General features: G+C 67.5%; 19 protein-coding genes, 1 tRNA gene, 1 pseudogene and 1 riboswitch. Of the genes and pseudogenes, 7 read left to right on the top strand and 14 right to left on the bottom strand.

Features of this window, described 5'->3' with window-relative positions; all coding sequences use genetic code 11:
• Positions 1-500: 500 nt before the first annotated feature.
• Positions 501-767, bottom strand: a complete 267-nt coding sequence (locus tag BLS50_RS03720) for a hypothetical protein (protein ID WP_074800851.1) — start codon at positions 765-767, stop codon at positions 501-503.
• Between the two features lie 393 nt (positions 768-1,160).
• Here BLS50_RS03720 and BLS50_RS03715 point away from each other — a divergent pair, with 393 nt between their 5' ends.
• Together BLS50_RS03715 and BLS50_RS03710 are read left to right on the top strand one after the other, a co-directional pair.
• Entirely contained in the window at positions 1,161-1,364 is a 204-nt protein-coding gene (locus tag BLS50_RS03715; RefSeq protein ID WP_006476615.1) for a cold-shock protein, read from the top strand.
• A 141-nt stretch (positions 1,365-1,505) separates the two neighbouring features.
• Positions 1,506-2,633, top strand: a complete 1,128-nt coding sequence (locus tag BLS50_RS03710) for an exonuclease domain-containing protein (protein WP_006476614.1) — start codon at positions 1,506-1,508, stop codon at positions 2,631-2,633.
• Positions 2,634-2,666: 33 nt separating this feature from the next.
• On the opposite strand, the gene BLS50_RS03705 is transcribed toward BLS50_RS03710, so the two are convergent.
• Together BLS50_RS03705 and BLS50_RS35855 are read right to left on the bottom strand one after the other, a co-directional pair.
• Positions 2,667-3,260, bottom strand: a complete 594-nt coding sequence (locus BLS50_RS03705; RefSeq protein WP_027808998.1) for a chorismate mutase — start codon at positions 3,258-3,260, stop codon at positions 2,667-2,669.
• 223 nt (positions 3,261-3,483) lie between these two features.
• Positions 3,484-3,588, bottom strand: coding sequence for a chorismate mutase (locus BLS50_RS35855; RefSeq protein ID WP_162499609.1), 105 nt, complete (start codon positions 3,586-3,588; stop codon positions 3,484-3,486).
• A gap of 239 nt (positions 3,589-3,827) precedes the next feature.
• Here BLS50_RS35855 and BLS50_RS03700 point away from each other — a divergent pair, with 239 nt between their 5' ends.
• The 3 genes and pseudogenes from BLS50_RS03700 to BLS50_RS03690 form a co-directional block, all read left to right on the top strand.
• Positions 3,828-4,217 carry a DUF2946 domain-containing protein gene (locus BLS50_RS03700; RefSeq protein ID WP_074800848.1) on the top strand — a complete coding sequence of 130 codons (390 nt, stop codon included), beginning with the start codon at positions 3,828-3,830 and terminating at the stop codon, positions 4,215-4,217.
• Between the two features lie 128 nt (positions 4,218-4,345).
• Positions 4,346-6,718 carry a TonB-dependent receptor gene (locus BLS50_RS03695; RefSeq protein ID WP_074800845.1) on the top strand — a complete coding sequence of 791 codons (2,373 nt, stop codon included), beginning with the start codon at positions 4,346-4,348 and terminating at the stop codon, positions 6,716-6,718.
• Positions 6,719-6,723: 5 nt separating this feature from the next.
• Positions 6,724-6,867 (top strand): annotated as a pseudogene (locus BLS50_RS03690) (TlpA family protein disulfide reductase); the annotation flags it as partial.
• 80 nt (positions 6,868-6,947) lie between these two features.
• On the opposite strand, the gene BLS50_RS03685 reads toward BLS50_RS03690, so the two are convergent.
• The 4 genes from BLS50_RS03685 to pepN form a co-directional block, all read right to left on the bottom strand.
• Positions 6,948-7,202, bottom strand: coding sequence for a GlsB/YeaQ/YmgE family stress response membrane protein (locus BLS50_RS03685; RefSeq protein ID WP_006476609.1), 255 nt, complete (start codon positions 7,200-7,202; stop codon positions 6,948-6,950).
• Between the two features lie 619 nt (positions 7,203-7,821).
• A tRNA-Thr gene (locus BLS50_RS03675) sits at positions 7,822-7,897 on the bottom strand.
• Between the two features lie 206 nt (positions 7,898-8,103).
• Complete coding sequence (locus BLS50_RS03670; protein WP_012328107.1) at positions 8,104-9,117, bottom strand: class 1 fructose-bisphosphatase; 1,014 nt, start codon at positions 9,115-9,117, stop codon at positions 8,104-8,106.
• 282 nt (positions 9,118-9,399) lie between these two features.
• Positions 9,400-12,093: an aminopeptidase N gene (gene pepN, locus BLS50_RS03665; protein ID WP_074800841.1), complete on the bottom strand. Its 2,694-nt coding sequence runs from the start codon at positions 12,091-12,093 to the stop codon at positions 9,400-9,402.
• A 187-nt stretch (positions 12,094-12,280) separates the two neighbouring features.
• Here pepN and BLS50_RS03660 point away from each other — a divergent pair, with 187 nt between their 5' ends.
• On the top strand, positions 12,281-12,991 hold the full coding sequence (locus BLS50_RS03660; RefSeq protein WP_054927501.1) for a DUF4136 domain-containing protein: 711 nt from the start codon (positions 12,281-12,283) through the stop codon (positions 12,989-12,991).
• A gap of 54 nt (positions 12,992-13,045) precedes the next feature.
• Here BLS50_RS03660 and BLS50_RS03655 read toward each other — a convergent pair whose 3' ends face one another.
• From BLS50_RS03655 to BLS50_RS03620, 7 genes are all read right to left on the bottom strand, one after another.
• Positions 13,046-13,618, bottom strand: coding sequence for a TMEM165/GDT1 family protein (locus tag BLS50_RS03655; protein WP_011544859.1), 573 nt, complete (start codon positions 13,616-13,618; stop codon positions 13,046-13,048).
• A gap of 94 nt (positions 13,619-13,712) precedes the next feature.
• Positions 13,713-13,834, bottom strand: a riboswitch (yybP-ykoY riboswitch).
• Positions 13,835-13,970: 136 nt separating this feature from the next.
• The gene (gene guaD / locus BLS50_RS03650; RefSeq protein WP_074800838.1) at positions 13,971-15,290 is read right to left on the bottom strand and encodes a guanine deaminase; all 1,320 of its coding nucleotides are present in this window, start codon (positions 15,288-15,290) and stop codon (positions 13,971-13,973) included.
• Between the two features lie 364 nt (positions 15,291-15,654).
• Complete coding sequence (locus BLS50_RS03640; protein ID WP_006476603.1) at positions 15,655-16,680, bottom strand: adenosine deaminase; 1,026 nt, start codon at positions 16,678-16,680, stop codon at positions 15,655-15,657.
• An 18-nt stretch (positions 16,681-16,698) separates the two neighbouring features.
• On the bottom strand, positions 16,699-17,703 hold the full coding sequence (xdhC, locus tag BLS50_RS03635; protein ID WP_027811176.1) for a xanthine dehydrogenase accessory protein XdhC: 1,005 nt from the start codon (positions 17,701-17,703) through the stop codon (positions 16,699-16,701).
• A gap of 577 nt (positions 17,704-18,280) precedes the next feature.
• The gene (locus BLS50_RS03630; protein ID WP_011544863.1) at positions 18,281-18,793 is read right to left on the bottom strand and encodes a disulfide bond formation protein B; all 513 of its coding nucleotides are present in this window, start codon (positions 18,791-18,793) and stop codon (positions 18,281-18,283) included.
• 148 nt (positions 18,794-18,941) lie between these two features.
• Positions 18,942-20,318 (bottom strand): amidase, encoded by a 1,377-nt coding sequence (locus BLS50_RS03625; RefSeq protein WP_074800832.1) that lies wholly within the window; start codon positions 20,316-20,318, stop codon positions 18,942-18,944.
• A 6-nt stretch (positions 20,319-20,324) separates the two neighbouring features.
• Complete coding sequence (locus tag BLS50_RS03620) at positions 20,325-21,005, bottom strand: GntR family transcriptional regulator (RefSeq protein WP_074800829.1); 681 nt, start codon at positions 21,003-21,005, stop codon at positions 20,325-20,327.
• Positions 21,006-21,287: 282 nt separating this feature from the next.
• On the opposite strand from BLS50_RS03620, the gene BLS50_RS03610 reads away from it, so the two are divergent.
• The gene (locus tag BLS50_RS03610) at positions 21,288-22,478 is read left to right on the top strand and encodes a gamma-glutamyl-gamma-aminobutyrate hydrolase family protein (RefSeq protein WP_074800826.1); all 1,191 of its coding nucleotides are present in this window, start codon (positions 21,288-21,290) and stop codon (positions 22,476-22,478) included.
• Positions 22,479-22,481 lie beyond the last annotated feature (3 nt).

Raw genomic sequence — 22,481 nt, 5'->3', positions numbered from 1 at the left:
TCTGTCTCCAAACAGGATGATGTCGATCGAACCTGCGGCGGACTGGCCGTGTTTTGCTTGACGCTGTAGCCGGCCCGGCAGAGCGGCGGTGCGCTTATCAGAAAGCCATCCGCAGTGTACGGAGGGTGCGAAGCGGGCGCGGCTCACACTTTAAGAAATAGTGTATTTTGGAATCCGCAAAAATTGAAAAAAACGCAGAAACCATTGCCCGGTAAGGGTTTGCGGCAGTGCGGCGAAGGGGAAATAGCGATCAGGAGTACGTAACGGGCGTTGCGCGAGTGCGACAGACGGTCAGCAGCGGACAGGAACGGCTATAGCGCGATTATTGACGCATCGGCAATAGAGGTTTGTGTGGAGCATGGATAATGAAAGGTGGTTCTCTCGCTATACTGCGATCTCTGCTTTCCGAAGCAGACTTTTTCGTTGACGGAAAAGATCTCCAAACCTTTGTCGGCGCGACTTCCCAGTCGCGCTTTTTTTTGCCCCGCTGCCCGGTGCGCTTACCGCGTGTATGAGCGGCGCTTGCGCTTGCCCGCGGGCGCGGCATCTTCTGCTTCGACCGGCGGCGGCGTGTAGGTCCAGTCTTCCATCACGTAGTGACGGGCATCCAGGGGCGATGCGAGCAGGTTCTGCCAGTGATCGCCGTGCCACGTCATATCGAATTCGGTGTCGCACGGCGCTTCGCGCGCGGACTCGGCCAGGGCGCAGGACTTGCGACGTACGCGTCCGAGCCGGCTCGCGAAGCGCTTGATTCCGTCCAGCCACATGACCCTCTCCTTCCTTTCGGCGTTGATTCAGGATCGCAACGTCCCCGGATTTCCGCAACCCGGAAAAAACCCGAGGATTTTACCGGGTCGATTTGTCCCCGGTAGGAATTTCACGGACTGCATTATTAGCGATCCGGTCCCGGTAATATTGACAGGTTTTTGATGCGAATCAATTAATCAAAGGCGATGGTGTACCGATTCCAGTGGTATTAGCGTCTTTTCGATAAAAGAGCCGCCAAAAATTTTCTTGACGCACCCGGATTGTCCAATTTATAAAGTCAGCACTCCGTCCTCGGGCGGCGTGCTGGTGCGGGTGCCGGCGCAATGTTTCGGGATTTCGGGTAACGGCTATAAAAATAGCTTTTTTGATCTTATCGAGTGGGGAACGAAGACATGGATACGGGTATCGTGAAATGGTTTAACGATGCTAAAGGCTTTGGTTTTATTACGTCGGACAATGGCGGTGAAGATTTGTTTGCGCACTTTTCCGAAATCCGGATGGACGGCTTCAAGACGCTGAAGGAAAACCAGCGTGTCTCGTTCGACGTCAAAGTCGGGCCGAAAGGCAAGCAGGCAGCGAATATCCAGGCGGTCTGACGCGCCACGCATTGCCGATCACGTCCGGCCCCCGCATCGCGGGGGCTTTTTGCTTTCCGGGGACGGAACGACCCCGTCCGGGCTGGTCGCGAGTACGCATGCCGGTGCATACTCACGGAAGCATCGTTTCCCAGTCTTTTCATGTCCGATTCCCGTCCGTCCGATCCCGCCAGCGAACAGCCGCTCGTCTTCGTCGACCTTGAAACCACCGGCGGCTCGCTAGCCGATCACCGCATCACCGAAATCGGCGTGGTCGAAATCGGGCCGCTCGGCGTATCGACGTGGACGAGCCTCGTCAATCCGGGGCAGGCGATTCCGCCGTTCATCCAGCAACTGACTGGCATTTCGGACGCGATGGTGCGTGACGCGCCGACGTTCGCGTCGCTCGCGCCGGCACTGTTCGAGCGGCTCGACGGCAAGCTGTTCGTCGCGCACAACGCGAGCTTCGACCGCGGCTTCCTGCGCGCCGAATTCGAGCGCGCCGGGCTGGCCTTCAATCCCGATGTGCTCTGTACGGTGCGGCTGTCGCGCGCGCTGTTTCCGCGCGAATCGCGGCATGGGCTGGATGCGTTGATCGAACGGCATGGGCTCGTTCCGGCCGCGCGCCATCGCGCGCTGGCCGATGCCGACCTGCTCTGGCAGTTCTGGCGCCAGTTGCACGACATCGTGCCGCTCGAGCGGCTGCGCGAGCAGATCGCGCGGACGACGCGCCATTTCCGTCTGGGCGGCGATCTCACCGAGGCCTGGCTGGATACCGCGCCGGCAGGGTGCGGTGCGTATGCGCTGTTCGGGGAGCGTGACGAAGCGCTGTATGTCGGCCGCAGTGTGCGCGTGCGGCAGCGGCTGCGTGCGCTGCTGACCGGCGAGCGCCGCTCGTCGAAGGAAATGCGGCTCGCGCAGCAGGTGCGGCGCGTCGAATGGCGCGAGACCGGCAACGAGCTGGGGGCGATGCTCGCCGAAGCGCAATGGATCGCGCGGTTGCGCCCGTCGTACAACCGGCGCCCCGCAGCCGACGCCGTCCGCGCGGGCGGGGCGCCCTGGCCGTTCGAAGGCGCCGTCGCGTTCGAGGCGAGCGGCGAGCGCCGCCTGTTTCACGTGATCGACGGCTGGTGCTATCTCGGTTCGGCGGAGTCGCTCGATGCGGCCGCGCGGCTCGTGGCCGACGCGACGGACGGCACGTTCGAACCGTTCACCCATCGCCTGCTGCAGACGCATCTCGCGCGCGGCCTGCAGGTGATTCCGCTCGTGGCGCTCACGCCGGCGGATTGAGCGCCGCGACAGGCCTTCGTCACTGCACCCGCGTCAGCCGATCGCGCTGGCCCCGCCGGCGGAGCAGACGTGCGACAGCGCGGTATCGAGTGCCTGCGTCTGCGTGGAGTCGTAGCGCGTGAGCGTCTTCCAGTTCGCGATGCTGCGCGCGAGCCGCGCCTGGCAATCGGGCGCCTCGCGAAGCGGGGCGACCTGCGCGAGACCGGAGAGCATCTTCTGCGTCAGCCGGTCGAGTGCCGGCCGCGTGCTGGTGGCGAGATCGGGCGGCGCGCCTTCCGGCGGCCGCGTCGTGCGCCAGGTCGCGAACAGTGCGTTCTGCACGTCCTTGCTTGCCGTGATCTGATCCTCGAAGAACGTTCGGGCGAACGCGGGATCGACGCCGGCCTGGACGGCACGTTTTTCGACCTCGGTGAGCAGGGCCGCTTCGCGCGGCCGGTCCTCGATGGCCTTGTGATTCGCCCATTTCCATCGCGCCACGGGTTCGGCGAGCGCGAGGCGCTGCGACGCGAGCGCAACGACGTTGGTGAGGGCGGTGTCGTCGCCGTCTGCACGGGCGGTATGCGGCGACGAAAGGAGGGCGACGCCGAGCGCGGCGACAGCGAGGCTGGCACGAATGGCTTGCTTCATCGGAACGATCGGGAGAGCCGGGCGGGCCGGACGTGGAAAACCAGAAGAATAGACGAAGACAGTCGCGCGGCGTAGCGTCGCGACAGGAGAATCAGCAGGCGTGCTGATCCGGCACCGCTAGGCTGTTGCGGCCCGGGTGCAAGGCGAATTGCGCGCGAAGCGCACGGAGGAACCGCACGATAGCGAGGATCGACACGCGGCGGTTACAGAACCGGACTGACGTTCACTTCGGCGCGTACAGCTTGTGCTGCTCGTCGAAGAATGCCCGAACGTGCTCGGGCAATTCGGCGAGGAATTCCACGCCGACGGGTTCCGGATCCGGGCTCATCACTTGCTCGGGCGGTGGCATGCGAGTTGGTCTTTCGTCCATGATCGTTTCTCCAGCAGGTTCAATGATTATCAACCTCGCGCTCGAATTTATGCCAGCGGCGAATCGTTAGATTTTGTCTCTGTTGTATTAACGGCACATGCGCTCCGACGCGAAGTGCGATGCCCGGTATTGCCGCTTCGCGATCGGCAACAATCGGGCCGCTTGTTATACTTGCGCGCACTTTTTCCTGGACCGCGATGAGACGAACGACGCGATGGATCGGCCTCGTATGGCTGGCGCTGGTACTGAACGTACTGTCGCCCGTCGTCGGCTACGCGCGTCTCGCGTCGAGCGGCTCCGGCGCCCTCACGCTCGAGTTGTGCAGTGCAGCGGGCGCCCGTCAGGTCGTGCTCGCGCAAGCGGGCGACGACCGCGACACGTCGTCGCTCGACCATGCCGGCGTCCCGCATTGCGTGTACTGCCCCGGCTTCGCGGCCAACGTCGCGCTCGGCACGAGCCTGTCCGCGCTGCCGGGCTTCGTGCGCACGTTCGCGTATCGGGTGGCCGCGCCGGTCGTTTCCGATGTGCCCCGCAAGGGGATCCGTCTCGCGCAGCCGCGCGCCCCGCCTGAAAACGTTCCGGTCTGATTGATGTCGTCCGCGCGCCCCGGTGGCGCGCGAGCCGCCCGCGGCCCCGGTCCGCGCGTCGCGCCGTTCGTGCGCGGCTTGCGCCCCTGTGTCCGGCGGCGTCCGATCACGTTTTCAGGAACTCACTCATGTCGTTCACCTTTGCCGCGCGGTCCTCGCGCGGCCGGTTCGCGCTCGCCTGCGCGGCCGCTTTCGCATGGCCGGCCGCTTACGCGGCTGCCACCGATGATGTCCGCGCCGGGACCGCCCGCGGCGGTGGCGTCGATCGTCCCGCGACCACTGCGACCGCCGCGCCGGCTGCCGGCGGTGTCGCGGCAGCGTCCGCACCGGCCGGCGATACGCTGACCGCCGTCAGCGTGACCGTGCAGCGGCAACCGGTCGACCCGAATACGCCGGCCGTCGTCACGTCGATCACGCGCGAGCAGATCGATGCGCACACCAACGTCACCACCGAGGACGCGCTGAAGTACGCGCCGAACCTGATGGTCCGCAAGCGCTACATCGGTGACCGCAACAGCATATTCGCGGGTCGCGACTTCAACGAACTACAGAGCGCGCGCGGGCTCGTCTATGCGGACGGCGTGCTGCTGTCGAACCTGCTCGGTTCGAGCTATGCATACCCGCCGCGTTGGTCGCTGATTCCGCCCGACGACATCGCGCGCGTCGACGTGCTCTATGGCCCCTTTTCCGCGCTCTATCCGGGCAACGCGATCGGCTCCACCGTGCTGCTCACCACGCGCCGCCCGGAACAGCTCGAGGCGTCGCTGTCGACGCAGTTCTTTATGCAGCGCTACCACGACGGCTACGGCTTTGCCGACAGCTTCGGCGGCAATCACCAGACCGCGCGGATCGCGAACCGCGTCGGCCGGTTCTGGTTCGCGCTGTCGCTCGACCGGCTGGAAAACAACGGCCAGCCGATGCAGTACGCGAGCCCCAATTCGACCTACAACCCGAAACTGGGCGCCGCCGTGCCGGTGACGGGCGCCGCGACCGACATCGGCCCCAATGGCAAGCCGCGGACCATCGTCGGCGCGCAGACGATCGAGCGGACCGAACAGCTCAACGAGACGGTCCGGATGGGCTATGCGTTCACCGATCACGTCGATGCGACGCTGACGCTCGGGCATTGGGAGAACCATTACCGGCAGCACGGCGAGACCTTCATGCGAGATGCGACGGGCAATCCCGTCTACGGCGGCAACGTGTCGATCGGCGGCCAGAACATGACGGTCGCGCCGAATGCGTTCGCGCCGCAGCGCGGCGACCAGGAGAACTGGCTGTACGCGCTCGGGTTGAACGGCCGGCTCGATTCCGGCTGGCGGCTTTCAGGCGTCGTGTCGGCGTACGACGTGTCGCGCGACGTGCTCCGCGCGGCCTCGACCGTGCAGGGTGGGGCGGGCACGCTGTTCCAGGGCGACGGCACCGGCTGGCGCACGCTCGACCTGAAGGCCGAGGCGCCGGCAGTGAAAGGTCATACGTTCACGTTCGGCTATCACTACGACAACTACTTCCTGCGCAACGTCACGTACAACACGGCCGACTGGCTGGCCGGCCCGACCACGTCGCTCGCGAGCGTCTATCGCGGCGACACGCGCACGCAGGCGCTGTTCGGACAGGACGCGTGGCGCGTCGCGCCGCGCTGGCTCGCGACGCTCGGGCTGCGCTACGAGCACTGGGACGCGTATGGCGGCGCGCTCGGCAATGCGCGCGGCACGCTCGGCTATGCGGACCGCGGCGCGAACGCGCTGTCGCCGAAAGTCGCGCTGCAGTGGGACGCGACGGAGGTCTGGCGCTTCCGGTTGTCGTTCGCGACCGGCACGCGGTTCCCGACGGTCGGCGAATTGTTCCAGGGCACGATTTCGAACAACGCGATCGTCAACAACAACCCGAACCTGCGGCCGGAGAAGGCGATCGACTGGGACTTCACGGCCGAACGCGACGTGGGCGTCGGCGTCGTGCGCGCCAGCGTGTTCCAGAGCGATCTGCGCGACTCGATCTACAGCCAGACGACGGTGTCGGGCGCGACCACCGTCACCAACATCTCGAACGTCGATCGCGTGCGCGTGCGCGGCGTCGAACTCGCGTTCAGCGGCGAGAACGTCGGGGTGCGTGGGCTCGATCTCGACGCGAACGTATCGGCGAGCAACGCGCAGATCCTCGCCGATGCCGCGAACCCGGCCTACGTCGGTTCGCGTTTCCCGCGCATTCCTCGCATGCGCGCGAACCTGCTCGCGTCGTATCGCTTCGACGAGCACTGGCTCACGAGCGTCGGCGTGCGCTACTCGGGCCGCCAGTTCAACACGCTCGACAACAGCGACGTGAATCCGGACGTCTACGGCGGCACGAGTTCGTTCACGGTCGTCGATCTGAAGGCGCGCTACCGCTTCGATCGTCACTGGACCGCGTCGGCCGGCATCGACAACGTGACGGACCGCCGCTACTACACGTTCCACCCGTATCCGGGCCGCACGTTCTATGGAGAACTGAAATGGTCGCTGTGAAATCGAGGCCGCGGGCGGCGCTCGTTGCGGGATGGCGAGGGGCGATGTCGCGCCCCGTGTGGATCGGGCGCGATGGCGTGCACGAAGCGCGCAGCGGATTGCTGAAGGCCGACGTGCTCGACCGCGGGTTGCGGCACGCGAAGCGCTGACGGAGTCGGTGGCGCGCGGCGAACCGGCCGCGCGCCGCGCCCGATGCGAAAACGCGCCCGAAGGCGCGTGGAGAGAAACGTCAGGCCGCTCGCCTGAATAGCCGGATCACGAACAGCAGGATCACCGCGCCGATGACCGCGACGATCACCGAGCCGATGAAGCCGCTGCCGATGCTGATGCCGAGCAGCCCGGCAAGCCAGCCGCCGATCACCGCACCGACGATCCCGACGATGATGTCGACGATCAGCCCGAAGCCGCCGCCCTTCACGAGCAAGCCGGCAAGCCAACCGGCGATCGCGCCGATGATGAGCCACATAATCAAGCCATGAGTCATGGTGGTCCTCTCCTTGGGTTGAGTCGAAATGACCGGGCACCGGCTGTCGTACGCCGCAAGCGGGTTGAAAGCGGCATGCGGCCGTCGCGCCGCCCACGCAATGTAACGCGATAGACGGGTCAGGATCGTTAAGTAATGTTATGCACCCTTAAGCAGATTTTCCAGGGGATTTGTCTGGGTATGGCACGACTCGTGCGCGCGATGCATGGTGAGCAGGAGATCGAGTGTGGCGGCCATGTCGCCTGCGTGTGCGTCGTGCTGGGGGCGAGCACGGGCCGTCGGGCTGCACGAGATGAGGATGCCGTTGCATTCACGTCGAGCAGCCGGCCTTCGTCGTCATGGCCGCGGGAGGTCGTGCCGCCGCGTACCGCGAGGGGCGGCCGATGCGATCGACGGGCGTGAATGGGGGAAATGTCGTGCGGAGGTGTCGGCGAGGTTGCGCTAACAATGTGCCGCCGCGGTGATCGCGACGGGCAACGTGCGCATGCGGTTGCTGAACGCGTCCACGAAGATCGTGGATCTGTGTGATGGGGGCAGTGCGTCGCCGAGGGACTGCAGGATTTCGGCGCCGGAAAAGAGAAAAGGCCTGACAAGCATCGCTTGTCAGGCCTTTATATCTTGGTGCCGGAGATAGGAGTCGAACCTACGACCTTCGCATTACGAATGCGCTGCTCTACCAACTGAGCTACACCGGCAGCAGAGAAATGAAATTATATGGTGAAATCCGCGATCTTGGCAATAGGTTTTGCGAATTTTTTTCAGCTTGCTGCGGCTGCTTCGCGAAACCTTCGATCCGGCGGACTTTCCGCTTTCACTTCACTGCGACGCGACCCGTTAGGGCCACATCGCGAAGGCGCGATTGTACTGACGTCTCGCACCCTCGTCCAGTGCTGCAGTGCAATTATTTTGCTTCGTCGTGATAGCCGGTCACGCGCTCGACTTCGTTCTTCGAACCGAGGAACACGGGCACGCGCTGGTGCAGGCCGGTGGGCTGCACTTCCATGATGCGCTGCGTGCCGGTCGTCGCCGCGCCGCCCGCCTGTTCGACGATGAACGACATCGGGTTTGCTTCGTACATCAGGCGCAGCTTGCCCGGACGATCGGGCGTGCGCTTGTCGGCCGGGTACATGAAGATGCCGCCGCGATTCAGGATCCGGTGCACGTCGGCCACCATCGACGCGATCCAGCGCATGTTGAAGTTGTCGCCGCGCGGGCCGTCCTTGCCGGCGTTCAGCTCGTCGACGTAGCGCTTGACCGGGTCGTACCAGTGGCGTGCGTTCGATGCGTTGATCGCGTATTCGCGCGTGTCGGCCGGGATCTGCATGTTGCTCTGCGTGAGCACCCACGAGCCGACTTCGCGGTCGAGCGTGAAGCAGTTCACGCCGTTGCCGGTCGTCAGCACGAACACCGTCTGCGGGCCGTACACGGCGTAGCCGGCCGCGACCTGCTCGGTGCCGGGCTGCAGGAACGATTCCTCGGTCGCCTGCTTGCCGTCCGGGCAGCGCAGCACCGAGAAGATCGTGCCGATCGACACGTTCACGTCGATGTTCGACGAGCCGTCGAGCGGATCGAACACGAGCAGGTATTCGCCGCGCGGGTAGTTCGCCGGGATCGGGAAGAACGTTTCCATTTCTTCCGATGCCATCGCGGCGAGGTTGCCGCCCCATTCGTTCGCGTCGAGCAGGATCTCGTTCGACAGGATGTCGAGCTTCTTCTGCACTTCGCCCTGGACGTTCTCGCTGCCGGCGGTGCCGAGCGCGTCGCCGAGCGCGCCCTTCGACACGTTGTAGCTGATCGCCTTGCACGCGCGGGCGACGACTTCGATCAGCAGGCGCAGGTCGGCGGGGAGGTTGTTGGTCTCACGTTGCTGTTCGATCAGGAACTTCGACAGCGTGGTGCGGCGGGCAATGGACATGACAGACTCCGAAAGGCCAAAGAATCCTTGAATGGCCGCAATTTTACCCGTCGCGCCTTCGGTGCCGCCGGCTTTTTTCGTCCGGTTACATGGCCGGGCCGCCGAATCGGCGCGGTATCGGGCGGCGACGCCGGGCGGGGCGCCCTTGGTCGCGCAGGCCGCCCGAGCGGTCCGACCCCGCGACTGGGTGCGGTTACAGCCGTGCTCGTGCAATAAAAAAGCCGGCGCCGCGTGAGGCGGTGCCGGCTCGATCGCGCGGACGCGACAGGTCGAACGCGCGAGTTACGCGAGCGCCTTCTCGACGATCTCGCGCACGTCACGCGATTTCGCGCCGGCGGCGACCTGTTCGAGCGCGTCGCGCATCCGGTCGCGCAGCGCCGGCGTGAAGCGGCGCCACAGTTCGAGCGAGCGTGCGAGGCGTGCCGCGACCTGCGGGTTGATCGCGTCGAGCGCGAGCACCTGTTCGGCCCAGAACGCGTAGCCCGAGCCGTCGGCCGCGTGGAATTGGGCCGGATTCGCCGCGCAGAAACTGAAGATCAGCGAACGCGCGCGGTTCGGGTTCTTCAGATTGAACGCGGGGTGGGCGAGCAGCTTGCGCACCTTCGCGAGCGTCGGCTGGGCGGGCGTACCGCGTTGCGCCGCCTGCATCGCGAACCACTTGTCGATCACGAGCGCTTCCTTCTCGAAGCGACGGTAGAAGTCGTCGAGCGCTTTCTCGGCCGGTTCGTTCGCGCCCGCGGCGGCCGCGGACAGCAGCGCGCCGAGCGCCGCCGCGCGATCGGTCATGTTGTTCGCCGCGTCGTACTGGGCGGTGGCGAGGCGCACGGCATCGGCCGGGTCCTCGAGTTCGGCGAGATACGCGAGCGCGAGGTTCTTCAGTGCGCGGCGGCCCGAGGCTTCCGGCGTCGGCTCGTAGGCGCCGGGCGTCTGGTGCTGCTCGTACGCGGCGAGCCAGTCGGCGCGCAGCGCGGTCGCGAGCTGGCGACGCACGAACTGGCGCGCGCGATGCACGGCGGCCGGGTCGGCCTCGGCCATCTGGTCGGCGAGGTAGGTTTCCGACGGCAGCGTCAGCGCGAGTTCGCGGAATGCCGGCGACAGGCTTTCATCGGTCAGCACGCGGCGGAACGCGGCGACGAAGTTCTCGCCGAGCGTGAGCGGCGCGTTGGCGGCGGCACGCGCGGCGAGCGTCAGCAGCGCGCGCGTCGCGAGGCGCTGGCCGGCCTCCCAGCGGTTGAACGGATCGCTGTCGTGCGCGAGCAGGAACGCGAGATCGTCGTCGCTGTAGTCGTACTCGACGATCACCGGCGACGAGAAGTTGCGCAGCAGCGACGGCAGCGGCGCTTCCGGCACGTCGACGAACGTGAAGGTCTGCTCGGTGTCGGTGAATTCGAGCACGCGCGTCGTGCCCGACGCGGCGGCTTCGCCGTCCAGACGCAGCGGCAGGTCGCGGTCGTCGCGGCCGATCAGGCCGATCGCGAACGGGATCAGCAGCGGCCCTTGCTGCGTCTCGCGCGCGGCCGGCGACGCGTCGCCGTAGCCTTGCGCGAGGGTGACCGTATAGCGGCGCGCGGCCGCGTCGTATGCGGTACGCACCGACACGCGCGGCGTGCCGGCCTGGCTGTACCAGCGCTCGAACTGCGCGAGGTCGCGCCCGTTCGCGTCGGCCATCGCGTGGCGGAAGTCGTCGCAGGTCACCGCATGGCCGTCGTGGCGCTTGAAGTAGAGATCCATGCCCTTGCGGAAGCCGTCGCGGCCGAACAGCGTCTGGTACATCCGCACGACTTCCGAGCCTTTCTCGTAGACGGTCATCGTGTAGAAGTTGTTGATCTCGACGTAGCTCTCCGGGCGCACCGGGTGCGCCATCGGGCCGGCGTCCTCGGCGAACTGCAACTGGCGCAGCACGCGCACGTCCTCGATGCGCTTGACCGCGCGGGCCGCCGATTCGACGTCGTCGCCCGCGGCCATGTCGGCCGAGAACTCCTGGTCGCGGAATACCGTCAGGCCTTCCTTCAGGCTCAACTGGAACCAGTCGCGGCAGGTCACGCGGTTGCCGGTCCAATTGTGGAAGTACTCGTGGCCGACCACCGACTCGATGTTCGCGAAATCGGTGTCGGTCGCGGTCTCGGGGTTCGCCAGCACGTACTTCGTGTTGAAGATGTTGAGCCCCTTGTTCTCCATCGCGCCCATGTTGAAGTCGCCGACCGCGACGATCATGAAGCGGTCGAGATCGAGCTCGAGGCCGAAGCGCTTTTCGTCCCAGCGGATCGAGTGGATCAGCGAATCCATCGCGTGACGCGTCTTGTCGAGATCGGCCGGTTCGACCCACACCTGCAGCAGCTTTTCCTTGCCGGAGCCGGTCGTGATCGTTTCCTCGATCGCGACGAGCTTGCCCGCGACCAGCGCGAACAGGTAGCTCGGCTTGCGGAACGGGTCTTCCCATTTCGCGAAGTGGCGGCCGTCGGGCAGGTCGCCCGAATCGACGAGGTTGCCGTTCGACAGCAGCACCGGGTACGCGGCCTTGTCGGCGCGCAGCGTGACCGTGTACGACGCCATCACGTCGGGGCGGTCGAGGAAGTAGGTGATGCGGCGAAAGCCTTCGGCTTCGCACTGCGTGAAGAAGTTGCCGCTCGACACGTACAGGCCCGACAGCGTCGTATTCTGGTCGGGGGCGCACGCGCTTTCGAGCGTCAGCTCGAACGCGTCGGGCACGTTCTCGACCGTCAGCCCGTGCTCGTGCGCGCGCACCGCGCCGTGCGGCGCGCCATCGAGCCGCGCGCCGAGGAATTCGAGAGCCTCGCCCATCAGCTCCAGATGCGGCGCGGGCGCGGCATCCGGATTGCGGCGCACGCGCATCGTATTCCTGACGATCGTGCGGGCCGGCGCGAGATCGAATTCGAGTGCGACGGAATCGATGAGGAAGGCCGGCGGCGTGTAGTCGGCGCGGCGGATCACGGTGGAGGAGGCGTTGTCGGACATGGTCGTCGAGATCGGTGGAGTGGGGGACGGGCCCGTCGCGCGGGCCAGGCGAACCGGGCCATTGTACAAAGGCTTGCGGCTGCGTGCCGGGCGAACTTTTTACCGCTTCCGGGAGTCCGCGTATTATCGGCATCCCGTTGTGCTTCGCGCGGTGCGACGAACGGGTGACGGATCGACGAGGATCAACATGAAACGCGAATGGATTTTTCGCGGTGCGGGCTGGGCGGCGGCGCTGTGCGTCGCGCTGCTGACGGGCTGCACCAGCTACGTGACCACCCGGGTCACGGCCTTCTCCGACTGGAGCGGCAGCGACGCGACCCGCACCTATGCGTTCACGCGCACGGACGCGCAGAAGAACAGCATCGAACAGTCGACCTACGAGCCGATCGTCGCGAACGAGTTGTCCGCGTATGCGTTCCGACAGGTGCCGCAGTCGCAGGCACGCTATCTCGTCGGGCTGACCTATGCGGTCGGCAGCGATCTCGTGACGGTGCCGCAGCCGGTCTACTATGACCCGTGGTTCATGGGCCCCGGGCCGTACTGGCGGGGCGGGCCATGGAGTCCCTGGGGTCCGTGGGGCCCCTGGGGGCCGATGCCGGCCGGCTATGTCGCGCAGACCTACCAGGTGTTCGACTACACGCTGGGCATCCGCATCACCGAGCGCGCGACGGGCAAGGAGGTCTACAACGTGTCGGCGCGCACGACCGGCGACAACGGCACGCTGCTGTACGCGATGCCGTTCCTCGCGCGCAGCGCGCTCGCCGATTTCCCGTTGTCGAACGGCGCGGTCCGCACGGTCCGGCTGCCGGTCGACAAGCGCGGCGGGCCGGCGGCGCCGGCCGCCAACGAGCGCGCGGTGCCGGCAGCGCCCGCCTCGGGCGCGGCCGTCGCGAAGTAGCGCGGCATCCGTCTCGGCGCGGCCGTCCGGCCGCGCCAGCCACCTTCCTGTCTGTCAGACCCCGATACCCAGCAGCGCGAGCGCGCCGAGCACGACGAACAGCACGGCCGCGATCCCGTGTACGAGCTTCGTCGGCAGACGGTGCGCGAAACGGTCGCCGAGCAGGATCGCCGGCACGTTCGCGAGCATCATCCCGAACGTGGTGCCGGCCACGACGCCGATGTAATCCTGGAAGCGTGCGGCCAGCGCGACGGTCGCGATCTGCGTCTTGTCGCCCATTTCCGCGAGGAAGAACGCCACCAGCGTCGCGCCGAACACGCCGAGCCGCGAGCGGGTCGCATTGGCTTCGTCCTCGTCGAGCTTGTCCGGTACGAGAATCCACAGCCCCATTGCGATGAACGAGAACGCGAGCGCCCAGCGCATGATCGACGGCGTCACGAGCACGCCCAGCCATTCGCCGAGCGCGCCGGCGAAACCGTGGTTGACGAGCGTCGCGACGAGCACGCCAAGAATGATCGGCACCGGCTTGCGATAGCGCGCGGCCAGAACGAGGGAAAGCAGTTGGGTCTTGTCGCCGATTTCAGCGAGGGCGACGGCGCCGGTGGAGATCAGGAAGGCTTGAGACACGAATGGGGTTCCACGGGCCGTTGTTGTGCGTGCGAGCGACGATTCGCCGCGCGCCGGGCCCTGATGCGGCGCGCAGTGAACCATCGGTCTCGCCAGGCCAACGTGGCTGCGTCCGCCATGGCCGAACGGCCAAGTCTGTTGACGGACGCCTCCGTCACGATGCGCGCCGGGGGCGCGGGACATCGAGCGGAGCGGCTACTCCCCAATGAGCGGCGAATTCTAGCACGGTGCGTTGCACGCCGGAAAGCGGCCAGGCCGCCGTGCCGCGTACCGGAGGGTTTCGATTGCCGGCATGCACGGCGGCCAGGCGGCCGCGCATGCCGGACGGGCACCCGCGGGCAACCCGCGGACGTTACGCGGCGGCCGGGCGGCGCGCGGCGCCGCGCTCGTGCACGAGTTCGCCGGCTGCATAGGTGCGGTACACCGCGCGGTCGTCGCCGAGCAGCGCGAACGCGAACAGCAGTTCCTCGAGCGACTCCGCGCGCTTCGTGCGGCGCGCGAGCAGCGGCGTCGCCTGCGGATCGAGCACGACGAAGTCGGCTTCGGTGCGCGGCTTGAGCGTGCCGACCGTGTCGGCGAGATCGAGCGCCTGCGCGGCGCCGGCCGTCGCAAGCCAGAACATCCGCGTGGCGGTCAGGTGATGGCCCGACAGCCGCGCGACCTTGTGCGCCTCGTTCATCGTCTGCAGCATCGAGAACGACGTGCCGCCGCCGACGTCGGTCGCGAGCGTGACCGGCACGTCATGTTCGCCGGCCTTGTCGAAGTCGAACAGGCCGCTGCCGAGGAAGAAGTTGGATGTCGGGCAGTGCGCGACGACGGTGCGTGTCTCGGCCATCCGGCGGCGATCCTCGTCGTCGAGATGGATGCAGTGACCGTACACCGCGCGCGGACGCAGCAGCCCGTAGCGGTCGTAGATGTCGAGATAGCTGCGATGGCCGGGGAACAGCTCGGCCACCCATTTCACCTCGTCGACGTTTTCCGCGACGTGGCTTTGCACGAACACGTCCGGATGGCGGCGCGCGAGTTCGCCGCACGCTTCCAGCTGCGCCTCGGTCGACGTCGGCGCGAAGCGCGGCGTGAGCGCGTACATCTGGCGGCCCTTGCCATGCCAGCGGTCGATCAGCTCGGCGCTGTCGTCATAGCCCGACTGCGCGGTGTCGCGCAGGAATTCGGGGCAGTTGCGATCCATCAGCACCTTGCCCGCGATCATCCGCAGGTCGCGCGCGTCGCTCGCCGCGAACAGCGCATCGGCCGACTGCTTGTGCACCGTGCAGTAGACGAGTGCGCTCGTCGTGCCGCACGCGAGCAGTTCGTCGACGAAGAAGTCGGCGACTTCGCGCGCGTGCTCGGGGTCGCCGAACTGGCGCTCGGTCGGGAACGTGTACTGGTCGAGCCACGGCAACAGGCCGGGCGCCGGCGACGCGATCATGTCCGTCTGCGGATAGTGGATGTGCGTGTCGATGAAGCCGGGCACGATCAGCTTGTCGCGCAGGTCGTGGACCACCGCGTCGCGCGCAAGGGTCGCGGCGAGCGGCGCATACGGGCCGGCCGCGACGACCTTGCCGTCGTCGACGATCAGGAGCCCGTCGGTCTCGTAGTTCGCGGCCTGGCTCGATTGCGCCGGGTCGCCGTTGAAGGTCAGCAGCTGGGAACGGAAAGCGGTTTGCGTCATGACGAAGGGTCCTGCATCAAGGTAAGGCGAACAGAAGAAAGCGATCGACGCCGCACGTGATGTGCGGCACGGCCGGAGGCAATGGCGCGGGCGAGCGTGGCGGCCGAAGCCGCCAGCGAGTGGTTGCCTGCATACCTCGTAGCCGTTGCGCCTGCAACCGTTGCGCCCGCAGCCGGTATGCCCGCATCCGGTACGACGGCGAACGGCACGGCAAGCCGCGACGGCCGGTGCGTGCGGGCGACGACGGGCTGCGCCGTCGCTCTGCATGCAAGCAGGCGCCCGGCCCGGCGCAAGGCCGAACGGGGAATCGCGAAGCGGATGCCGTTGCCGCGTTTCATCTGTCAGCGTGCCTCGATGCGGGCCGTCACGCGGCCTGCCAGTACGCGTCGAGGCGCGCGTACAGTGCGTCGCGCTGCGCCGGTTCGATGAACGACGCCTCGAAGCCGTTGCGGATCACCGCATGGACTTCGGCATCCGTGAGCTGCAGCCCTTCGGCCGTCGCGAAGTAGTTTTCATTGACGTAGCCGCCGAAATAGGCCGGATCGTCGGAGTTGATCGTCACCGCCACGCCGCGATCGAGCAGCGCCTTCAGCGTGTGCTTCGCCATGTCGTCGAACACGCACAGCTTCAGGTTCGACAGCGGGCAGACGGTGAGCGCCGTGCGCGTTTTCGCGAGACGCTCGACGAGCGCCGCATCCTCGATGCTGCGCACGCCGTGGTCGATCCGGTCGACCTTCAGCACGTCGAGCGCTTCGTAGATGTAGGCGGGCGGGCCTTCCTCGCCCGCGTGCGCGACGAGCTTCAGCCCGAGCGCGCGCGCCTTTTCGAACACGCGTGCGAACTTCGTCGGCGGATGGCCGAGCTCGGACGAATCGAGCCCCACGCCGATCAGGCGATGACGATAGCGCTCGAACAGCGGCAACGCGGATTCGAACGTCGCGAGCGCGTCCTCTTCGGACAGGTGGCGCAGGAAACACAGAATCAGCTTGCTCGACAGCCCGCGCGCTTCGGCATCGGCGAGTGCGCGCTCGATGCCCGCGACGACCGTCTCGATCGGCACGCCGCGCTCGGTGTGCGTCTGCGGGTCGAAGAACAGTTCGGTGTGGACGACGTTGTCGGCGAGCGCGCGCTCGCAGTACGCGGCCGTCATGTCGTAGAAATCCTGCTCGGTGAGCAGCACGCTCGCGCCGGCGTAGTAGATGTCGAGGAACGATTGCAGGTCGGTGAACGCGTACGCGGCGCGCAACGCGTCGATCGAGTCGTACGCGAGCTTCACGCCGTTGCGCTGCGCGAGCGCGAAAATCAGCTCGGGCTCGAGCGAGCCTTCGATATGGATGTGCAGCTCCGCTTTCGGCGCACGGGCAATCTTGTCCTTGAATGTCGGGGTCATGGCGTCGTTCTTGGTCGGTCAGTAAGTAGGGGAAGCCTGCGCGGACGCATTCGCCTCGACGGCCTGCAGCAACTGCGCGGCCACCGAGATCGCGATCACTTCGGGCGCCTTGTCGATGATGCCTTCGACACCGATCGGGCAGCGCATCCGCGCGACCTGGGCCGGGTCGATGCCGATCGCGGCGAGGCGATGATCGAACTGCACGCGTTTCGTGCGCGAGCCGGTCATCCCGAAGTAGGCATAGTCGCCGCGTCGCAGGATGCGCTCGGCCAGCACGAAATCGAGTGCGTGGTCGTGCGTCATCACGACGAAGTAGGACTGCGGCGGCGCCGCGTCGACTGCGTCCGCCGGGGAAGCGGCCGCGTCGATCGCGAGGTTGCCGATGCCGGCGAGCGCGTCGGGCGGCGGGAACACCGCATCGGGCCCGTCGATCCAGCGCACGTGGCACGGCAGCGTCGCCAGCACCTTCACGAGCGCGGTGCCGATGTGCCCCGCGCCGAACAGCACGACGGGGAACGCATACGGCGCGATCGTTTCGGTCATCAGCGATACGCCGCCGGTTTCCCACAGCAGGCAGTCGGCGCGCGCGGCTTCCGATTCGGGCTCGCTCAACAGCGGCGCGCCCGGCGAGGGGCCGAATGATACGCTACGCACGGTCGCGGCGCCGGCCGCGACGCGCTTCGCGAGCGACATGATCCAGCCGAGGTCGCCGACGTCGAGCCGCTCGAACGCGAGCACCACGGCGCCGCCGCAGCACTGGCCGAGGCTCGGGCCGAGCGCGAGCCGCTCGAGCCGGCGTGCGTGCGGCACGTGCGCGCCGTCCTTCAGCAGGTGCCGCGCGATCTCGATCGCCTTCCACTCCAGATGACCGCCGCCGATCGTATGGCGGGCCGTGTCGCGCGTGACGAGCATCTTGGTGCCGGCTTCGCGCGGCGCGGAGCCGTCGGTGTGCGCGACCGTCACGAGCACGGCCGCTTCCCCGTGCGCGAGCAGTTGCTGCAGATCGCCGAGCCAGGCTTCCATCAGCACGCTCCGTTCGGGACGACGCGGCACGACGCGCGGCGCGCTCTGGCAGGCGCGGCGGCCGCGGACTGACGGCGTGCACGAACGGCGCCGCCGGACGCGCGGACGCCATGAGGGTGACGGATGCGGATGGTTTGCGTTGTCATGATGAATCCAGTCGACATTGCGGATCGGGCGCGCGTTACGCAGGCAGCGGTGAGACCGCCTGGCCTCGCGCACGTAGATCGCCATCCAGCCCCGAAGATAGCACCGCCACGCGGCGGGAACATGGCCGGGCGGTGATCCGGGCTATCAGGCGGCGATCATGTCGATCATAGGCCCGCCGCGCGGAATCGGGGGACCGATGCATGTACATCGGGCCGAAACGTACGCGTGACGGGGTGGGAGCACGGCGATCGCGCGATGCGCGCGGGCCCGGAAATCCGGGCGGCGGCAGGGTAGGTGTTTACGTGCGGCGATCGGCCAGGGCCGGCGCAGGCGTCGGCCGGAGCCGCGTGACGATTCGCTCGCCGGCGGCGCGTGGCCCGTGCGGTCGAGCCGCGCCGCCGGCCTTGCGGCCGGCAACGCGGCTGGCCGATCAGCTCGCCAGCTTGCGGCGATGACGCCAGAGGCTCGCGACGACCGCGACCAGGATCACGGCGAAGCCGATCAGCGCCCAGCCGGGCAGCAGGATGCCGAAAATCGGCGGGTAGACGGTCTCGCACAGCCCGGCGACCTTGAACATGCCAGGGAACCACTGCGCGGGCGGCAGGCTGTCGACGATCGGCTGCAGCGTATCGAAGCCGCAGCTGAAGCCCGGATTCATCTGGATCGACAGATGCCGTGCGGCCGTGCCGACACCGCCGGCCGCGGCGATCGCGATCAGCAGTTCGAGCACCCAGACGCCGCGCCAGTTGCGGATTCCGGCGGCCAGGAACGCGAAGATCCCGATCGCGCAGAAGAAGTAGCGCTGGATGATGCACAGCGGGCACGGGTCTTCGTTCTTCACGTACTGCAGATACAGCGCACCGGCCAGCAGGGCGATGCACACCCATCCGAGCAGCATCAGCAGGCGGCGTTCGCGGCGTAGTGCAAGCGTGTAGTCGTTCATGTCGGCGGGGTTCCTCGTCGGTCGGTCCGGAAAACAATCGCGCGATTTTAGCGCGAACGGTCTGGCACGAAACTGACAGCGCGCGTGCGGCACCCTGCCGCACGCGGGCGCGGCCCGCCGCCGCTCCGCTTGCGGTCGGTCGGCGCGGTCAGCGGATCGTGTTCAGCACGGCCTCGACCGACTGGCCGATCGCGAGCAGCGCGTCGTCGCGATGCGGCGCCGCCGCGAGCATCAGGCCGACCGGCGCCGCGTCGCGCGGATGGCACGGCAGCGACAGCCCGCACGCATCGAGGAAGTTGAACGCGCTCGGGTTGCGCAGGATCAGCGCGTTGGTGCGCGTGAACGCGTCGTCGTCCGTTTCGAGTTCGGCGATGCGCGGCGGCACGACCGGCACCGTCGGCGCGACGAGCGCATCGAAGCGCGACCACACCGTGTGCGCGGCTTCGTCGAGCATCGCGGCGCGTGCGGCGAGCAGGTCGAGATAGTCGGCCGCGCTCGCCGGTTCGCCCTTCAGGATGCGCGTCAGCACGCGCGGGTCGTACTGGTCGCGATGCGTGGCGAGCAGCGGACGATGCCACGCGTACGCCTCGATCGGCGAGAAGCCGAAACGGTTGATCTCCGGGAGCCGGTCGAGCGCGGGGAAGCGCACTTCGGTGACGATCGCGCCGGCGGCTTCGAGATGCTTGAGCGCGGTGTCGAGCGCGGCCGCGACGTCGGCATCGACGCCGTCCGTCACGTAGTTCGTCAGCACGCCGAGCCGCACGCCTTCGAGCGGCCGCGCGGCCGGCACGTGCGGCTCGAGCCCCGCGAGCATCCGGTCGACGAGTGCGCAGCACGCGACCGTCAGGCCGATCGGGCCGAACGAGTCGAGCGTCGTCGACAGCGGTACGCCGCCTTGCGTCGGAATTCGGCTCGCGGTCGGCTTGAAGCCCGTCAGCCCGCACAGCGCGGCCGGGATGCGGATCGAGCCGCCGGTGTCGGTGCCGAGCGCGACGGCGGCCATCCCGTCGGCGACCGACGCGGCCGCCCCCGACGACGAGCCGCCCGAAATCCGCGCGTCGCCCGGCACGTCGCGGTGATACGGCGAGCGCGGGTTGCCGAAGTGCGGATTCAGCCCGAGCCCGGAGAACGCGAACTCGCTCATGTTGGTGCGGCCGACCAGCACCGCGCCCGCGCGCTTGAGCCGCGCGACGGCGACCGCATCGGTGCGCGCGGGCGGCGCGCCGTCGAGCACGCGCGACCCCGCGCGCGTGACCTGGCCCGCGACGTCGAACAGGTCCTTGACCGACACCGGAATACCCGCGAGCGGCGACAGCACGGTGCCTGCTGCGCGCAGCCGGTCGTGTGCGTCGGCGGCCGCGCGGGCATTGTCCGCATCGACTTCGGTGAAGACGACGGCGCCCTGGCCTGACGGATCGGCGATCCGGTCGAGCGCGGTGTCGACGAGCGCGCGGCTCGTGGTCCGGCCGGCGGCGAGGTCGGCGGCGAGCTGGGCGAGCGGGGGGAACGGCGTGAAAGTGGTCATGGCGGCTCAGGGGCGAAGATGTTGAAGAAGCGTGGAGCGGAACGAATCGATATGGCTTTCGACGGCCGCGCGCGCGCCGGCGGCGTCGCGGGCGGACAGCCGGTCGAACAGCGCGCGATGCTCGTGCTGGACGTCGGCGAGATGGTGCGGTTCGGACAGCGTGACGAACCAGAAGCGCAGCGAGCGCTCGTGCAGCGCGCGCAGGATGTCGGCGAGCACCGCATTGCGCGCGGCCGCGGCGATCGTCTGATGAAACGCGCGGTCGAGCTCCATCATGCCCTCGACGTCGTGCGTGTCGACGCAGGCCTGCCCATCGTCGAGCAGCGCGGCCAGGCGCGCGAGATCGTCGGGCGTCGCATGGCGCGCGGCGAGTTCGGCGCAGTGCGCTTCGTTGATGCGCCGCACGTCGATCACCGCGACGATGTCGTCGAGCGAGAGCGGCTGCACCATCAAGCCCTTGCGCGGTATCACGGACAGCAGCCCTTCGAGCACGAGCCGATGCACGGCCTGGTGCACCGGCGTGCGGCCGATTCCGGTGCGTGCGACGAGGTCGGCTTCGTTGAGCGCGGCGCCCGGCTTCAGGCGCATCGTGATGATGTCCCGCTGGATCAGCGCGTACGCGCGGTCGGCGAGGCTGGCCGGCGACGCGGCGGGGCGGTCGCGGGTGACGTCGGTCAGGGTGCTCATGGCGATTGCGGGATCGGGGTCGGAAGGGGCGCCATCATGGCGCGGATGCCCGGGAAGCGTGGGGGCGATCCCTGGATATTATTGTGATATATCACTGGTGTCCAGCGACGTTGACGTCAAACGGGCAGCGCCGGTGCGTGAAGCCAGCCGCTCCGCGGCGCGACTTGCCATCGACTTGCAACAATATTGACAGGATGTTGCAGGTTTGCCGCGCGATCGTGCACTGAAGCATAATGAATCCTCGTCTATCCCTACGCGCGAGCGACGCACCAGACCATCGTCATGAGCGAAAACACGCCTTCTTCGGCCGGTCTGCCCGGCACCTCTTCCGCTTCTTCCGATTCCCCCCGTCCCGATCCGGCGAAAACACCCGATGCGTCGACCCCTCAGGCCGCCGCGCAGAACGTCGCCGATGACGGCGCGTCGCCCGTCACGGCCGCATCCGAGCCGGGTGCGCCCGGTGCGGCAGGCGCCGTCGGTGATGGCGCTGCGACGGCCGCGCCGCTGAAGCCGGGTGCGCCGCCGCCCGGCTTCGGCGCGCCGCCCGATTTCGACACGCCGCGGCCGCCGCCCGCGAGCGCGCAGAATGCGCCGCCGGCCTACCTGAAGCAGAGCGACACACCGTGGTCGGTGTTCGGCCGGATCGTCGCGGCGCGTGCGCGGCGGCTGTTCGATCGCGCCGGCCAACGCATCACCCAGCGCACGTTGCGCATCGGCGTGTCGGCGCGGATCTTCCATCCGGAGCCGGGCGCGAAGGGACTGCGCGGCAAGACGCTGCAGTATCTCGAGGAATCGATCGCCCACTGGGTGATGTCGCGCGACGTGCTCGTGTTCATGATTCCGACCGTCGGCCATCAAGGCATGATCCATCCGAGCAACATCCGCCTGCGCGATTACGCGAAGCATCTCGATGGCCTACTGCTGCAAGGCGGCGCCGACGTATCCCCGCAGACCTACGCGGCGTCGGACGCGCGTCCCGAATGGCCGGGCGATCGCGTGCGCGACATGTACGAGCTCGAGCTGCTGCACGAATTCGTCGAGTCCGGCAAACCCGTGCTCGGCGTGTGTCGCGGCTGCCAGCTGATCAATGTCGCGTTCGGCGGCTCGCTGTACCAGGACATCGCCACCGACGTGCCGACCGCGAATGCGCACGTGAGCGAGCATTACGACCAGCATCGTCACGCGATCCGCTTTCCCGATTCGTCGACGCTCGCGAGCATGTTCCCGGGGCGCAGCGAGGCGATCGTCAACTCGATTCACCACCAGGCGATCCGCGATCTCGGCCGCGATCTGAACATCGAGGTCGTGTCGGCCGGCGACGGGATCATCGAAGGCATTCGCCATCGGCGTTCGCCGTTCGTCGTCGGCGTGCAGTGGCATCCGGAGTTCCACCGCGCAGGCGGCTCGGAACTGCTCGACTGCACGCCGCTGCTCGATGCGTTCCTGCGCGCGGCGCGCGAAACGCGCCTGTAGCAC

Origin of the sequence: Burkholderia orbicola (genome assembly GCF_900100915.1) — a bacterium.
Lineage (GTDB): Bacteria > Pseudomonadota > Gammaproteobacteria > Burkholderiales > Burkholderiaceae > Burkholderia > Burkholderia orbicola.
Note: the sequence above shows the minus strand (reverse complement) of the source record. Positions and strands in the feature narration are given on the sequence as shown.